This window comes from Chitinophagales bacterium, from assembly GCA_041392475.1.
Lineage (GTDB): Bacteria > Bacteroidota > Bacteroidia > Chitinophagales > UBA2359 > JAUHXA01.
Genome location: JAWKLZ010000001.1, coordinates 2003985 through 2017115, shown reverse-complemented (window position 1 = coordinate 2017115; position 13131 = coordinate 2003985). Strand labels below are relative to the sequence as shown.

The following is a 13131-nucleotide window of genomic DNA, read 5'->3' as shown; positions in this document are numbered from 1 at the left end:
AAATGAAACTATCTGCTTTTAACTTCGATTTACCAGAGAAGTTAATAGCAAAAGAACCGACAGAGTACCGTGATGGCTCAAAATTAATGGTTGTTCACAAGGATACGGGAGAAATAGAGCATCGACATTTTAGAGATATTGTTGAATATTTTGGAGAAGACGATGCATTTATATTGAACAATACAAAAGTATTTCCAGCTCGTCTGTTTGGAAGAAAAGAAAAAACAGGAGCAAAGATAGAAGTATTTTTGTTGAGGGAGTTGAACACAGAAGTTCGCCTTTGGGACGTATTGGTCGACCCTGCTCGAAAAATAAGAGTAGGCAATAAATTGTATTTCGGCGATGACGATATGTTAGTGGCGGAAGTAGTAGATAATACAACTTCAAGAGGACGTACCATTCGTTTCCTATTTGATGGCACCAATGAAGAATTTAGAAAAATTCTTAAAAGCCTTGGGCAAACACCACTTCCTAAGTACATTAAGCGAGAACCTACGGCATTAGATGATGAGCGTTATCAAACGATTTATGCTAGAGAGGAAGGCGCAGTTGCTGCACCTACAGCTGGTTTGCATTTCAGTCAAGAGGTGATGACTCGACTTGAAATCAAGGGAGTACATTTTGCAGAAGTAACCTTACACATTGGTTTAGGTACTTTTAGAAGTATTGAAGTGGAAGATTTATCGAAGCACAAAATGGATGCGGAATATTTCAGAATAGGGCCTGAAGCCGTTGAAGTTGTGAACAAAGCAAAAAAACTCAACAAGCGAGTTTGTGCAGTTGGAACAACGACCATGCGAACCATAGAATCTTCTGTATCAGCAGAAAGCTTGTTGAAAACTTCTGAAGGATGGACAAATTTGTTTATTTACCCGCCTCATAAATTCCATATTGCAGACTCTATGATTACCAACTTTCATTTGCCAAAGTCTAGTCTTATCATCATGGTTTCTGCCTTTTTGGGTTATGACAGAACTATAAAAGTTTACAAAGAAGCCATCAAACATGGTTATCGCTTTTACACTTATGGCGATGCGATGTTGATTATTTGATAGAATGATTGTTGAGCAATAGCGAAAATGGTGTGATAGTGAGATAGTTCACAGTCACACCATTTTATAATTAGGAATCTTCCTATTTCCAAACAATTTCTTCTGCTCCCAATTCTGCCCCAATTTTTCGAGCCAATACAAACAAGTAATCCGAAAGACGGTTGAGGTATTGAACAAGAATCGCTGCAACAGGTGATTGTTCCGCCAATGCTACACACAAACGCTCGCTTCTTCTGCAAACACAACGCGCTAGGTGACAAAAGGAAACAGTAGTATGTCCGCCTGGTAAGATGAAGTTTTTCAATGCTGGAAGCACCTCATCCATCGCATCCATTTCCCTCTCTAACAAAGCTATGTCCTCCTCTGTAATATCGGGCGTTTTGACTTTATTTTTTTCGGGATTTGTAGCCAAATTTGCACCAATCGTAAACAAGGCATCTTGTATTTGCTTCAATATTTGGCGGTGATGCTCAGAAATCGCTTGGTCTCTAACCAAACCAATATAAGAGTTCAATTCATCTACGGTGCCATAAGCTTCAATGCGTAAATGGTGTTTGGGAACTCTTCCTCCGCCAAACAACATAGTCGTTCCGTCATCTCCTGTTTTTGTATAAATTTTCATGTATCTCTTTGCGGGTTAGGTAAATGAGTGAAAATAGGATTTACTTATCTGCAGAACAAAGGTACACCTAAATGGACTCATTAGGCAACATATAAGTTCTTACTTTCCTCAATAACAGTAAATAGTTCCCATAGTTGAAAAATATCTTTTTATTATTGGTTTCCGCATTGATTGTTTATATTACTTAAACCCACCCCTACCCCTCCCAAGAGGGGAATTTCCCACTTGGTACAAGTATTCCCCTCCTTGGAGGGGCAGGGGTGGGTTGCGATTTATTCCTTTTTAATGTGAAGACCTATACTATCACATCGCCAAAAATGCAGTAACGAATGAACTCTGGAAAGTAGTCATGGGCAAAGCGAACTAAGATAGTTCTTGTCTGAAATTTACGACCACAACACAATGGATTTTTTCTTTTTTTCGGCAAAAAAATGGGTATGTAAACACCAAAAACTCCTATTGTAAACATTCTGTAAACCAATGTTTACAACAAAAAGGAGAATTTGCGATAATTTATTATCTTGCTGCCATGACAACCACAACAATCCCCATCGTCACCAAAACCTTCCACGCCAACGGCATCCCCATCGAAATGGTACACATCGAAGCGGGCAGCTACCAAATGGGCTATGGTCAATATGACGACCCAATTCCCATTACCTTCAAAGAAGACTACCACATCGCCCAATATCCCGTCACGAACGAACTATGGAAAGCGGTGATGGGCGAAGCGAATGAACACAGTGCTTTTACAGGGTCAAAACATCCCGTAGAGCGAGTGAGTTGGGATGATATATGCGAAAAGGAAGGGTTCTTGGACACACTCAATGCCCTTCCTGCAATAGCGGAGCGCAATGCCGCTTCAGGCAAACGCTTTCGCCTACCGACCGAAAGCCAATGGGAGTATGCGGCACGAGGGGGTAAATATTGGCAGCAATATCCCTATCGCTATGCAGGGAGCAACCACCTAAAAGAAGTGGGTTGGTATGACAAAAACAGCCACAATTCTACTCAGCCAGTAGGTATAAAAATGCCGAATGTTTTGGGCTTGTACGACATGAGTGGCAATGTATGGGAATGGTGTGAGGATATTTGGAATGATGACCGTAGTAAAATTCCGATGGATGGAACAGCTTGTAAGTTGGAGGATGAACGTTACAAAAATCGCCGCTTGGTTCGTGGCGGGTCTTGGGACTACATTGACGACTTCTGCCGTGTGGCTTTCCGCTACTGGAGCTTCCACTACAATCGCTACATCAGCCTCGGATGTCGTTTCTCCTGGTACTAATTACCCTTTGCCCTCTTACGCTCTTACCCTTTTTCTTTTTTTTTTTTTTACCGCCGAAGGCGGTCGAAATTTTTTTTGAAACTGCAATAAATTGTTAATTTCACCCCATGACCACAACAACAATCCCCATCGTCACCAAAACCTTCCACGCCAACGGCATCCCCATCGAAATGGTACACATCGAAGCGGGTAGCTACGAAATGGGCTATGGAGAGGAAAAAAGCCCCATCACGATTACCTTCAAAGAGGACTACCACATCGCCCAATATCCCGTCACGAACGAACTATGGAAAGCGGTGATGGGCGAAGCGAATGAACACAGTGCTTTTACAGGGTCAAAACATCCCGTAGAGCGAGTGAGTTGGGATGATATATGCGAAAAGGGAGGGTTCTTGGACACACTCAATGCCCTTCCTGCAATAGCGGAGCGCAACGCTGCCACAGGCAAACGCTTTCGCCTACCGACCGAAAGCCAATGGGAGTATGCGGCAAGAGGGGGTAAATATTGGGAACAATACCCCTATCAATATGCAGGGAGCAACCATTTGAAGGAAGTGGCTTGGTATGATAAAAACAGTCATGGCTCAACTCAGCCAGTGGGTTTAAAAATGCCGAATGTTTTGGGCTTGTACGATATGAGTGGGAATGTATTTGAATGGTGTGAGGACATTTACAATAACGACCGCAGTAAAATTCCGACAGATGGAACGGCTTGTCAGGATGGGGACGCTAACCGCCGCTTGGTTCGTGGCGGGTCTTGGCTCAACCTTGGCGACGGCTGCCGTGTGGCTTACCGCTTCGGGAGCTACCACGACATTCGGGACAACTACCTCGGATGTCGTTTATCCTGGTACTAATTACCCTTTGCCCTCTTACGCTTTTACCCTTTTTCTTTTTTTTCTTTACCGCCGAAGGCGGTCGAAATTTTTTGGAAATGGTTTTTGGGTATGGGGTATTTTTTTGATATTTTAGGGGAACAAAAAATATTTTGATTACCTTCGTACACAAGGGCGGACGCTTAGGTATTCGCTCCATCCTACATCCATAAAATGCAAACCAAAGAGTCCATATGACACACGAACAACTACTCAAACAGTTATTTGGAGAAGATACAACTTTCAAACAACAAGCAAATCTACAAGACCTTAGAGGAGAACACCATCCTCAGAGTTATGTCTGCAACGATGCGGGAGAAATCATTGGTTTGATTGCGAGAGAATTGGAGGGACTAATCAATATTGAATTGGAGGATGCGTTTTATGAATTGCAATACCTCAATTTGAGCGATAATCCAAGCTTGCAGACCGTCCAAATAAAAACATCCTTGCCACATCTAATCCATTTGGATTGTAGCGATAGTCGGCTGAAAAAGCTATCCTTAGCGACCAATTTTGAATCCCTTCAAACGCTGGATGTCAGTCGCAATCAATTGGAGAAAATCACTTTCAAAGGAAATTTTCCAAAGTTGGAGCTGATAGACCTGAGTGGAAATCAATTGCAGCAGTTCACCGCACCTTCAGGAACAACCAAACTCCAACACCTGTATTTGAACAACAATCAATTTACTAGTTTTCATCTCCAAAAACCACTGCCACATCTGATTACATTGGGCTTGAAAAACAACCAATTTACAAACGTTCCACTTGATTTTCTAAAACCCTTTCCTTCCATCGAAAGTCTGCATTTGTACGGCAATCAACTACCGCCTGCTCTGCAAGGGAATATTGAAAGTAGTGAGTACAAGAATAATTTGGCGTTCATACAGCGATACTTTCGAGAGATGGGCGGCAATCCACAACAAGACAACGAGTGCAAAGTCTTGCTCTTAGGCAATGGAAATGTAGGCAAAACCACCTTTGCAGAAAGACTTATATACAACCGCTTCAAAGAAGTGAGGGAGACTACCCATGCTATTGATGTCAAATTAGACCCTTATTTATTTGACGGTAATCAACTGAATATATGGGATTTTGGAGGGCAGGATATTTACCATGCCACACACCGCCTGTTTATGCAGTCCAATGCCATTTACCTCCTATTTTGGGATATGGTCACAGAGGACAAACCCCAAGACGAGCGAAAAGAAGGCGGTGAAATTCGCTGTTACGACAATCACTCCAAATCCTATTGGTTGCATTATGCCAATCTTCTTGGAAAGGAAAGTCCTGTGGTATTGATACAAACCAAAACCGAAAAGAAAGGACATCAATTTCACTATCCACAAGCCGAATATGATGAATTTCACCATTTGTTCCCCTACTTTGATGCACTGGACTTCAAAGCCAGTATAGAGGATTGGAACAAAAATGGACTGAACAAAATACTGGCATCTATCAAAGCTGCGATAGAATACACCAAAGGAAAAGCAAAGATTCCCGAAGCTTACTACAAGCTGAGAAAAGCCATCAGAGAGCGACAGAAAAACGACGAAAAGTATCTGAGCATTGAAGACTATCTAAAAGATGTCAAAAAAATCAACAGTGAAGTAGCAGCCCCCATTGAAGACCCAATGGATGTATTAGAGAATTGGTTGAGCAAAACGGGAGTGGTACTTTTCAAAAAGGGCTTGTTTCACAACCGAATCATCCTCAACCAATCAGAAGTCATTGAAGCGGTTTATACTTTGTTTAAACCAGGCACAGAATTTTACAAAGACATTCAGGCGAAAGATGGACAATTTTCGGGCAAAGATTTAGAGAAAGCATGGAAAAAGGAGCATCCCGATAGAGCAGAGCAAGATTTGCTCCTCAGTTTGATGCTCACCTGCGAACTGTGCTTTGAAACCACACCCGAACAAAAAGACCGACATTTTGCCGAATTTGAAAACCGTACTTTCATCACTCCTCAATTTCTGCCTACCAAGAAGCCAGAACGATTGGAGGACATTGAAGCCATGTTGAGCGAAAAAAACGTTCAGTACCATGTTCGCTACCAATATCCGATGTTGCACTATGGTTTGATACAAAGTTTCATTGTGCAAAGTTTCATTCTTCCCGACAAGTCCATCGCAAAAGAAAACAATCTTTGGAGGTATGGAATCTATCTAAGGAGTGACAGTCAAAGAGCATTTGTAGAAGCCCATTTGGACGATAACAGCATCACCGTAAAAGTATCGGAAGAAGGAAAACCTCTTTTGGATGCCATCCAAAACCTGCTCGAAAAATTGCAGGATGGGAAAGGAACAGTGAGTGTGAGTGTGGATGGGAAATATTTTGTGGACTTAGAAAAAGTGATGAATTATCCCAGTGAAGAAGGCTTTATTGAAGCACAAAATCATCCCAATCAATTTATCTATATCAAAGACCTTCAAATCTTCAAAAACAGAGACAAAGAACTTCCATTTGGACGAGGTGAAAAAAGCCGTATGGAGGAAAAAATTGTTCCTTATATGGACTTACCCGACAACATCACCCGACATCAGATAGAATATTGGATACAGCATTACCCCCAAAAAGCCTATGCCATACTCAAGCAGATGTTAACAGAAGAACAACTTGAAGAATTAGGTTTAAGTCAAAAAGGACAGGATGAGTCATCAGACATCCATATAAACATCGTAGAGAAAATTGCAACAGACGAAAATCTCCAAAAGCGAACAAAAACCTCTGAGAAACCGCTAAAAGAGAAAAAGCGGGTTTTGTTCATCTGTTCGAGTCCAAAGGGTAAAAATTCTCTTGATTTTGGAAAAGAGTTGAAAATCCTCAAAACTTCCTTGAAAAGTGCAGATAATCGGGATGAATTTGAGGAAATCAAAGTAGAAACCAAAGTCGAGTTTGACAATCTGATACGGCTTTTGCGAACCCATCAACCCAACTATTTGCATTTGATGATGCACGGCTCGAAAAGAAATGGGTTCTACTTTGAAGATGAAGCAGGAGAGGAAGATGCCGTTTCCAGTGAAGATTTTGCAGCTACCCTAAAACTGTATTGTCGAAAATACCAAATAGATTATTTGTTGTTGAGTGCTTGCAATTCCCACAACCATGCAGTATCAGCCCTTCCATACATTCAAAAAGGAGTAGTAGGAACGAAAGACTTTATTTCAGAATATGCAGCCAATTTGTATGCTGAGAAACTCTATGAATTGGTTTTTGACGGAGAAGATTTTGACTTTGCCCACGAAACTGCTTTAAGGGCTTTAGGGCGGAAAGCAAAGAAAGAAATACAACAGAACGTTTCAGAAGACCAACGCTTATATACTTCTGCCGACCAAAAACTTCCTACATCCGAAGTCATCACATTACTCACCAATAAAAACAAACAACCATGAACAACACCATCCAGAACCTACTAAAATCCAAAGGTTATGGCTTAGTAGCCTATCCCAAAGCCCAAATCAAACCCTTGGACTTGCACATCAAAGCAGACCATCACTACGAATCTTTGGATTCTTCTTTGGTATTGTTGTTTGAGCCAGACGAAGCACCCCGTCCGAGAGTAAATGAAGAAGCTGCAAGCATCAGTGGACAAGAAATGTTCAAGATGGAAGCAAGTGCAGGCATCAACTTTTTGGAGGGAATTTTCCAAAAACTAAAACTGAGCGATACGAAAATACTGTTTCATGCAGCAGCCAATAAAAACCTTCAATTGGTCTATCAGTTCAACAATGTCTTGGAGGACAAAGTAGAGCATTTGGATTTGGACAACTACCTAAGTGGAGCGATTCCTTTGGAAAATGAGTTTCGGACTTACATGAAGAAGCTAAAGAACAGTGAACTCTATGTATTGACGGCAGTTTTGAAATCCAATTCCATGACCATACATTTGGAGGATAACAATGGTCAGCAAGTCCAACTCGAAGGAGCATTTTCGGAGTTGGCAAAAGCGAATGTACATTTCAAAAGAGACAAACAGTTCGGCTATACCCTTCAAAGTCCCGAAGGAATCCCCTTAGTGTTTGCCTACAAAGCTGTTCAAATCCTCTACAACCAAAAAAAGTGGTTTGAATTTTGGAAATCCGAAGATGCCCATTTCACCATCAACAATCAAACAGGGCCAGTCATAAGAGGTATGGACGATTTTCCTGTGAAAGATTTGGAAGCAGGTGACGAATTGGTAGAATTTTAACCCTATTCTCCAAGACTTTGATGGCCTCCAATTCTAAAAAATCCTGACTCATGGATATTTTAGTGGAGCAGTCAAAGACTTTTGTAGTTTCGTTTTGAGAGCATACTGATTTTCAAACATTCCATATCTTTAGGAATAAACTACAAAAGTCTCCTACCAATAAAATCTTCGATGAATAGCAAACTGAACAGAACCTATATGTCTCTAAAACAAAATTATCCCTTTGAAATTTTCAAACACCTACCCCACACCCAAATGCTATTCATTGAAGGCACAGGCGATACCCCCTTCAATATGGGTGACGAATATGGGGATGTCCGTGATAGGGGGAATGTACGTCAAGTTCACCCTGTGCACTTATCCGATTTTTATTTGGCTCAATATCCCGTCACACAAGCCCTATGGTATGAGGTCATGAAAGGTACAGAACTTGCCGAACCTTCCGCTTTCAAAAGCAAAAACCGCCCCGTAGAGCAGGTCAGTTGGGATGATATTTGTGGAGAAGGCGGATTTTTGGAACGACTGAACCAAATTCCCCACATTCGAGCATTGAACGAAAAATACGAAAAGCAGTTTCGGCTACCCACCGAAGCCCAATGGGAATATGCCGCAAGAGGGGGCAAAAACCGCCACACCCATTCCTACAAATATGCTGGCAGCAACCACCTCAAAGAAGTCGGATGGTACGATACCAACAGTCATCAATCAACGCAGCCTGTGGGCTTAAAAATGCCGAATAGCTTGGACTTATACGACATGAGTGGAAATGTGAGGGAGTGGTGTACCGACCATTGGCACGGCTATTCAGAAGGGCTAAAAAACGGAGACAAAGCCGTAGAAAAGGAAGGTGAAAGAAGGCGCTTGGTTCGTGGCGGGTCTTGGGACTACTTTGACGACTTCTGCCGTGTGGCTATCCGCTTCAGGAACTACCTCAGCGATCGTAACTACTACTACGGATGTCGTTTATCCTGGTACTAATTACCCTTTGCCCTTTTACACTTTTACCCTTTTTCTTTTTTTTCTTTACCGCCGAAGGCGGTCGAAATTTTTTGAAAATGGGTATTTGTGTTTTTGATGGGCTTCTTTATTTGAATAAAGGCTTCTTTATTTGAATAAAATGAGTGTAAGCAGTGCTGTTTTTTTCCTTCAAAAATTTGGTGATGCAGCGTTTACAATTTCGTGGATGGGTTGTAAACGCTGTTTTTTATAGGTCTTCGCATTAAAAAGGAATAAATCGCAACCCACCCCTGCCCCTCCCAAGAGGGGAATTTCCCACTTGGTACAAGTATTCCCCTCTTGGGAGGAGGGGTAAGGGGTGGGTTTGAGTAATATAAGCGGTGTCAATGCGGAAACCAATATTAGGTAAAATTTACTGCTCCAAACAAAACCCATTTTTTCTCTTTTTGGAGTCGTAACATACAGATGTAAACAGTCCAAATCCACCTTGTAAACATTCTGTAAACCAATGTTTACACAGATAGTACAATATATCTATTCTTTTGTTATTTTTGCCACAAACAAAGCACCTTCAACCACAAAAGAATAAGAAAACATGAACCAATCCGTCCACAACAAACTCGTTTCTTTCATTTGGTCAATAGCAGACGACTGCCTACGAGATGTCTATGTCAGAGGAAAATACCGTGATGTCATACTGCCGATGGTCGTTTTGAGGCGATTAGATGCCCTGCTCGAACCTACCAAAGATAAGGTGATGGAAGAATTGGCGTTTCAGAAAAATGAAATGGAATTTACCGAATGGGATGAAAGAGGATTGAAGGATGCAAGCGGATATGTATTCTACAATATCAGCGAATGGACGCTCCAAAGGCTCAAAGATACCGCAAGCAACAGCCAACAAATTCTGCAAGCCAATTTTGACGAATACCTCAAAGGATTCAGCCCCAATGTCAAGGAAATCATAGACAAATTCAAGCTCCAAAGCCAAGTCAAACACATGGCGAACAAGGATGTATTGTTGGACGTATTGGAGAAATTCACCTCTACCCACATCAACCTTACCCCCTTTGAAAAAGAAGACCCCGAAGGCAGAAAACTCCCACCGCTTTCCAATTTGGGCATGGGCTATGTCTTTGAAGAACTGATACGCAAATTCAACGAAGAAAACAACGAGGAAGCAGGGGAACATTTCACCCCAAGAGAAGTCATTGACCTTATGACACACATCGTTTTTGAGCCTGTCAAGGACAATTTGCCGCCTGTCATGACCATTTATGACCCCGCTTGCGGTTCGGGAGGGATGCTCACCGAATCCCAAAACTTTGTGAAGGACGAAGAAGGCACGATTCAAGCCACAGGAGATGTCTATTTGTACGGCAAGGAAATCAACGATGAAACTTACGCCATCTGCAAATCCGACATGATGATAAAAGGCAACAGCCCCGAAAACATCCGTGTGGGTTCTACGCTTTCTACTGATGAATTTTCGGGTTCGACCTTCGATTTTATGCTCTCCAATCCGCCTTATGGCAAGTCTTGGAGCAGTGAATTGAAGTACATCAAGGATGGCAAAGACATCATAGACCCACGCTTTATCGTCACCCTCAATGATTATTGGGGCAATGCCCAAGAAGAAGATGCCACGCCCCGTTCTTCCGATGGTCAGTTGCTGTTTTTGATGGAAATGGTCAGCAAAATGAAGCCTTTGAGCCAAAGCCCTTATGGTTCTCGCATTGCATCGGTTCACAACGGTTCGAGCCTATTCACAGGCGATGCGGGAGGTGGCGAAAGCAATATCAGGCGGTATTTGATTGAAAATGACCTGCTCGACTGCATCATCCAAATGCCCAACAACTTGTTCTACAACACTGGCATTACGACCTATATTTGGATAGTGAGCAACAACAAAACGCCCAAGCGCAAGGGCAAAGTGCTGCTGATAGATGCCTCTCAACGCTATGCCAAATTGCGGAAAAATCTCGGCAACAAAAACTGTGAATTTACGCCCGACCATATCCGTGAAATCCTCAACGCCTACACCGCTTTTGAAAATGTGGAACGGCAAGGCGAAGACGGTTTGGCAGCAAAGGTGTTTGACAATGCCGACTTTGGTTACTTCAAGGTGAGCATTGACCGCCCCCAACGCCTCAAAGCCCAATTCACCCAAGAACGCATAGCCGAACTCCGCTACGACAAATACCTGCGTGAACCGATGATGCACGCCTACACTAGCTACGGCGAAAAAGTCTATACCGAACTCAAAACCATTGAAAAGGAACTCCTCCAATGGTGTGAGCAAAACGACATCGAACTCAATGCCAAAAAACGCAAAACCCTCACTGCCACAGCGACTTGGAAAAAACAAAAAAACCTGCTCGACATCGCTACCCTACTACTGCAATCCATTGGCACAGCCGAATACAGCGACTTCAATGTGTTTGCCGACTTGGTGGACAAAGCACTGAAAACCCAAAAAATAAAAGTGTCTGCTTCCGAAAAAAATGCCATCTTCAATGCCGTCACTTGGTACGATGAAACAGCCGAAAAGGTCATTAAAAAGAAACAAAAACTCACAGGCGACAAGCTCTCCGAACTGCTGCAACACCTCAACGCAACAGCCGAACAATTGCCCGATTATGGCTATTATCCAAGCGGCAAAAAGGACGAATACATCCTCTATGAAAGCGAAAGCAGCCTCCGAGACAATGAAAACATTCCATTGAAGGAAAATATACACGACTATTTTTTGAGAGAAGTCAAACCGCACGTAGCAGAGGCATGGATTGATTTGGACAAAACCAAAATCGGCTACGAAATCAGCTTCAACAAATATTTCTACCAACATCAGCCCCTGCGCTCCTTAGAGGTGGTGAGCCGTGAAATTTTGGAATTGGAGCAAGAGAGTGAAGGATTGATTATGGACATTTTAAATTTGGTATAATGGAAACGGCAACAAAAAAACAGACTTTTCAAAAGTATGAGGTGTATAAAGATTCGGGGGTGGAATGGTTGGGAGAGATTCCTGAAGGGTGGGATATTATTAGAATCAAAAATTTATTTAGAGAGAAGATAATTCGCTCAGAAGATGGTAAAGGCGAGTTACTTTCCATGAGTAAATTTTATGGAGTTATTCCCAGAAAAGAACTAACAAATAAAGTGGAACCTGCTAATAGTTTGATTGGCTACAAAATATGTCACAAAGGAGATTTAATTATGAATAAGTTACAAGCATGGAATGGTATGCTTGATATTTCAAAATATGCTGGTTTGGTTAGCCCAGATTACTCTGTATTCCAAGCAATTAATGCCATTTCTTCAAAATATTTCATGTATTTATTTAAGACATCCTCATACATTGCCGAGTTTACTAGGAATTCAAGCGGAGTTGGAGAAGGTTTTTTTAGATTATACACCAATAAGTTTTATGCTATTTCTTCAATTTTTCCCCCAATCTCCGAACAAACCGCCATCGCCCATTTCCTCGACACCAAAACCTCCAAAATAGACACCGCAATTGCCCAAAAAGAAAAGATGATTGCCCTACTCCAAGAACGCCAACAAATCATCATCCAAAATGCCGTCACCAAAGGCTTAGACCCCACTGCCAAAATGAAAGATTCGGGTGTGGAATGGATTGGGGAGATTCCTGAGGGGTGGGAGGTTACAAAGTTGAAACAAATATGTAAGGTTTTTGGAAGAATTGGATTTCGAGGATATACTACATCTGATTTGGTAGCTAAAGGAGAAGGAGCTATAACTATAAGCCCATCTAATATTCAAGGTGATGATTATAACTTTGATGAAAAATAGCTATTTAAAGTTGGAATAAATATTTAGAATCACCCGAAATTCAAATATTTGAAAACGATGTTTTATTGGGTGAAGACTGGTTCACTTTTGGCAAAGTCGGATTCGTAAAAAAAACGGATTAAAAGAAAAAGCTACAATAAATCCACAATTTATTAGTTTTGCAAACAAATAACTTTGAAAATGAATTTTTGTACAAATATTAACTTCTATTGCTCTTCAAGTTCAAAAATAAGAAGTTATAGGTAACGATTTCAAACTATATCTGAAAACAAAAATATAAATATGAAAGCTTGCAGCAAAAACAAATCAAAAAATTGAAGGAATACAAAGCC

The 13131-nt window shown here is 41.6% G+C and carries 9 protein-coding genes; 8 read left to right on the top strand and 1 reads right to left on the bottom strand.

Features of this window, described 5'->3' with window-relative positions; all coding sequences use genetic code 11:
• Positions 1–2: 2 nt before the first annotated feature.
• A complete protein-coding gene (gene queA, locus R3E32_07405) occupies positions 3–1052 on the top strand; it encodes a tRNA preQ1(34) S-adenosylmethionine ribosyltransferase-isomerase QueA (GenBank protein ID MEZ4884533.1) in 1050 nt (349 codons plus the stop codon).
• Between the two features lie 82 nt (positions 1053–1134).
• Here queA and R3E32_07400 read toward each other — a convergent pair whose 3' ends face one another.
• A complete protein-coding gene (locus tag R3E32_07400; GenBank protein MEZ4884532.1) occupies positions 1135–1674 on the bottom strand; it encodes a cob(I)yrinic acid a,c-diamide adenosyltransferase in 540 nt (179 codons plus the stop codon).
• A gap of 529 nt (positions 1675–2203) precedes the next feature.
• Here R3E32_07400 and R3E32_07395 point away from each other — a divergent pair.
• The 7 genes from R3E32_07395 to R3E32_07365 all read left to right on the top strand — a co-directional run bounded on the left by R3E32_07395 (position 2204) and on the right by R3E32_07365 (position 12799).
• Positions 2204–2962 carry an SUMF1/EgtB/PvdO family nonheme iron enzyme gene (locus R3E32_07395; GenBank protein ID MEZ4884531.1) on the top strand — a complete coding sequence of 253 codons (759 nt, stop codon included), beginning with the start codon at positions 2204–2206 and terminating at the stop codon, positions 2960–2962.
• A 107-nt stretch (positions 2963–3069) separates the two neighbouring features.
• Positions 3070–3819, top strand: coding sequence for an SUMF1/EgtB/PvdO family nonheme iron enzyme (locus R3E32_07390; protein ID MEZ4884530.1), 750 nt, complete (start codon positions 3070–3072; stop codon positions 3817–3819).
• 212 nt (positions 3820–4031) lie between these two features.
• Entirely contained in the window at positions 4032–7232 is a 3201-nt protein-coding gene (locus R3E32_07385; protein MEZ4884529.1) for a COR domain-containing protein, read from the top strand.
• Complete coding sequence (locus R3E32_07380) at positions 7229–8029, top strand: hypothetical protein (GenBank protein MEZ4884528.1); 801 nt, start codon at positions 7229–7231, stop codon at positions 8027–8029. The genes R3E32_07385 and R3E32_07380 overlap by 4 nt, the downstream gene beginning before the upstream one ends.
• Before the next feature lie 171 nt (positions 8030–8200).
• Entirely contained in the window at positions 8201–9007 is an 807-nt protein-coding gene (locus R3E32_07375) for a formylglycine-generating enzyme family protein (GenBank protein ID MEZ4884527.1), read from the top strand.
• Between the two features lie 574 nt (positions 9008–9581).
• A complete protein-coding gene (locus tag R3E32_07370) occupies positions 9582–11930 on the top strand; it encodes a class I SAM-dependent DNA methyltransferase (protein ID MEZ4884526.1) in 2349 nt (782 codons plus the stop codon).
• Positions 11930–12799, top strand: a complete 870-nt coding sequence (locus tag R3E32_07365) for a restriction endonuclease subunit S (GenBank protein ID MEZ4884525.1) — start codon at positions 11930–11932, stop codon at positions 12797–12799. Before R3E32_07370 ends, R3E32_07365 begins: the two co-directional genes overlap by 1 nt.
• Positions 12800–13131: the final 332 nt, after the last annotated feature.

Excerpts from the sequence above, each read along its gene's own strand:
- R3E32_07370 (MEZ4884526.1), top strand. The coding sequence starts at position 9,582 with ATGAACCAATCCGTCCACAACAAACTCGTTTCTTTCATTTGGTCAATA.
- R3E32_07395 (MEZ4884531.1), top strand. The coding sequence starts at position 2,204 with ATGACAACCACAACAATCCCCATCGTCACCAAAACCTTCCACGCCAAC.
- R3E32_07375 (MEZ4884527.1), top strand. The coding sequence starts at position 8,201 with ATGAATAGCAAACTGAACAGAACCTATATGTCTCTAAAACAAAATTAT.
- R3E32_07400 (MEZ4884532.1), bottom strand. The coding sequence starts at position 1,674 with ATGAAAATTTATACAAAAACAGGAGATGACGGAACGACTATGTTGTTT.
- R3E32_07390 (MEZ4884530.1), top strand. The coding sequence starts at position 3,070 with ATGACCACAACAACAATCCCCATCGTCACCAAAACCTTCCACGCCAAC.
- R3E32_07380 (MEZ4884528.1), top strand. The coding sequence starts at position 7,229 with ATGAACAACACCATCCAGAACCTACTAAAATCCAAAGGTTATGGCTTA.
- R3E32_07385 (MEZ4884529.1), top strand. The coding sequence starts at position 4,032 with ATGACACACGAACAACTACTCAAACAGTTATTTGGAGAAGATACAACT.
- R3E32_07365 (MEZ4884525.1), top strand. The coding sequence starts at position 11,930 with ATGGAAACGGCAACAAAAAAACAGACTTTTCAAAAGTATGAGGTGTAT.
- queA (MEZ4884533.1), top strand. The coding sequence starts at position 3 with ATGAAACTATCTGCTTTTAACTTCGATTTACCAGAGAAGTTAATAGCA.